Below are 2,656 nucleotides of genomic sequence, written 5' to 3'. Positions count from 1 at the left end.
GCGGGCACCCGCTCCACCCTCGGCGTGCTGGAGCTGCCCCGGGTCGGCGGGGACGTGCTCCCGGCTCCCGGCACCTGGACCATCGACCCGCACCACTCGTCGATCCAGGCCACCGCCCTGCACCTCGGCATGAGCCGGATCCACGGGCGGCTGCGGGCCTTCTCCGGGCGCATCCAGGTGGCCGACCCGCTGGAGAACAGCTCGGTCGAGGTCGTGATCGACCCCAAGGCCGTCGACTCCGACGACACGGACCGGGACGCGCACCTGCGTTCGCCGGACTTCCTCGACGTCGAGGTCCACCCCGAGATCACCTACAAGTCCGACGGGCTGACCCGGGTCGACACCCGGCACTGGCGGGTCGACGGGGTGCTCACCCTCAAGGGTGTGAGCGCACCGGTGACCCTGGACGTCCACTACCGCGGCACCGGCCCCGATCTCTGGGGCGGCACCCGCGCGGCGTTCGAGGCGTCCACGGAGATCAGCCGGGACGACTTCGCGATCTCCTGGAACCAGAGTGTCCTGGCGGGCGTGCTGGCCGTGGGCCGGACCCTGCGGATCGACATCGACATCCAGGCCGTCCTGAGTTCCTGAGCCCACCCCGCCCGCCGAGATGAACCTCAGTGCTGTTCGATCATGCTCCGGACGACACCGAGGTTCATCTCGGCAGCAGCCACAGTCAGAACAGGGTCGGGGTGAGGACGCCCTCGTGAGCGAGCAGCCACTCCTTCGTGGCGCGGCCGCCGCCGAACCCGCCGAGGCCGTCCGCGGCCGTGACGCGGTGGCAGGGCACCACGACCGGGATGGGGTTGGAGCCCATGATCGACCCGACGCCCCGAGCCGCCGTGTAGCCGTGGCCCTCGTAGGCCCCGCTCGCGGCGGCCAGCTCCGCGTAGGTCGTGGTCCCGCCGAAGGGGACGCCCCGGAACAAGGTCTGCAGCACGGTCCGCTGGGTGCCGTGGGTGAGCCGCCAGTCCAGCGTCAGGTCGAAGACCCGCCGCTCGCCCGCGAAGTACTCGGCGAGCTGCCGGACCGCCGGGCTCGGCTCCTCCACCGGCTCCAGGTCCAGCCGCTCCGCCACCGCGACCGCCCGCTCGGGGTGGGCGCCGAACGCGACGAGGCACAGCCCGACCTCCGTGGCCCCGACGGTCAGCGGCCCGATCGGGGCCGACACCACGGCCCAGCTCAACGCGCTCACAGCTCGCTCGCCAGCGGGACCTCCGTGATGGCCGGGCCGGTCATCCACTCCCGCAGCGCCTTGGTGGCCAGCACGTCGTCCGTGTTGTAGCCGAGCAGGCGCTCGCGCTGCGCCGCGTCCGGCGGGGCGCCGTCCATGCCCACGGCGTCCCGGTACCAGCGCATCGAGTTCTCGCCGCCCGCCTCCGGGTCCCGCCAGGTGAACCCGGCGACCGGGGCGATCTTCTTGAGGCCCTTGCCCTGCGCACACAGGAACCACTCGTTGACCACGGCGAACAGGTCCACCCACGAGTCGGCCTCGATGAACTCCCGCACCTCCGCGATCGGCGGGACGCCGGGCATCCCGGCGAACCGCTGTGCCGAGGCGAGCAGCCACCGGTTCTCCGCCTGCTCGTTGTAGCAGTACGCGGCGAAGGTGCGGCCGCTCGCCGCCGCGGCCGCGCGGACACCCGAGAGCCAGGTCCAGAACTCGCCGAAGGAGCGGCCCTCGTCCGGCGTGGGCACCGGCTCCCAGGTGGCGAAGGCCCGGTATCCCTCCGGCTCGTCCCCCGGGAGCGCCCCGCCGGGGTACGACAGCTGGGCGCCCCAGAGGTACGCGCCGGACTCGCCGAAGCTCTCCATGTCGACGTCCACCTCGACCGCCGCCCGCAGCACCGGCACCTGCTCCACCCGGCGGACCACGGCGAGGCCGCGCCGCCAGCCCCGGGCGAGGACCACGGCGTCGGCGAACGGCATGCCCGGCACCGGGGCGGGCTCGCGCGCGGGGTCCAGGGCCGCCAGCTCGTCCACCGTGGTGACGCCGAGCTCCCGCAGCGCCGTGGCCGTGTCCCCCCGCACGACGAGGCTGACGTCCCGCCGCGCGGCCAGCGCCTGTTCGCAGGTGGGCCACCAGGGGCACCGCCTGCACTCCAGGATCCGCGACGGCTGCGCCAGCGGCTCGGCCCCGGTGGCCGCGGCCTGCGCGACGGCGGCCCGGTCGGTGAACCGCGCGTCGTACTCCTCGAGGGTGGTGCGCTCCCCCGGCCAGTGCCCGGCCCGCAGGTCGTGCCACACCACGACGTCCGCATCCAGCCCGACGACCCCGCCGAGCTCCTGGTCCTCGGGCGCCCAGCCCGCGGACTGCAGCATGCGCACCAGGTGCGCCAGCCGCAGCAGGTCCCGCGGCTGCGAGCGGACCTTGCGCTCCTCGTCCGGCTGGGCCAGGACGGGGAACGGGGTGCTGAGCGGCACGGTGACCGCGCCGGTGCCGGGATCGGTGATGCGGTGCCGCACCACGATCACCGGCAGGTACCCGCCCGACACCCGGACCAGCAGCTCCGCCGACCCGCGACGCCCCTCGGGATCCAACGGCAGCACCGCGTTCCCGATCACTCCCGCGCCCGCCGCGACCAGCTCGCCGGTGAGCGCGGCCCGCTCCCACAAGCCAGCCGCCTGCAACTTACCCGCGAGTAGCTCGCGCGAA

At 74.2% G+C, this 2,656-nt stretch carries 3 protein-coding genes; 1 reads left to right on the top strand and 2 read right to left on the bottom strand.

Annotated features, from left to right (window positions below; all coding sequences use genetic code 11):
• Window positions 1-591 (top strand): YceI family protein (locus tag H5J29_RS28475; protein ID WP_181784073.1); only part of this gene is annotated, 591 nt, incomplete at its 5' end.
• A gap of 85 nt (window positions 592-676) precedes the next feature.
• Here H5J29_RS28475 and H5J29_RS28470 read toward each other — a convergent pair.
• Window positions 677-1,195: a methylated-DNA--[protein]-cysteine S-methyltransferase gene (locus tag H5J29_RS28470; RefSeq protein ID WP_181784072.1), complete on the bottom strand. Its 519-nt coding sequence runs from the start codon at window positions 1,193-1,195 to the stop codon at window positions 677-679.
• On the bottom strand, window positions 1,192-2,656 hold a 1,465-nt coding region (locus H5J29_RS28465; RefSeq protein WP_181784071.1), incomplete at its 5' end, for a TM0106 family RecB-like putative nuclease. The genes H5J29_RS28465 and H5J29_RS28470, both read right to left, overlap by 4 nt.

Origin of the sequence: Pseudonocardia pini (assembly GCF_013870575.1) — a bacterium.
Taxonomy (GTDB): domain Bacteria; phylum Actinomycetota; class Actinomycetes; order Mycobacteriales; family Pseudonocardiaceae; genus Pseudonocardia; species Pseudonocardia pini.
This window is presented reverse-complemented; position numbering and strand designations above follow the sequence as displayed.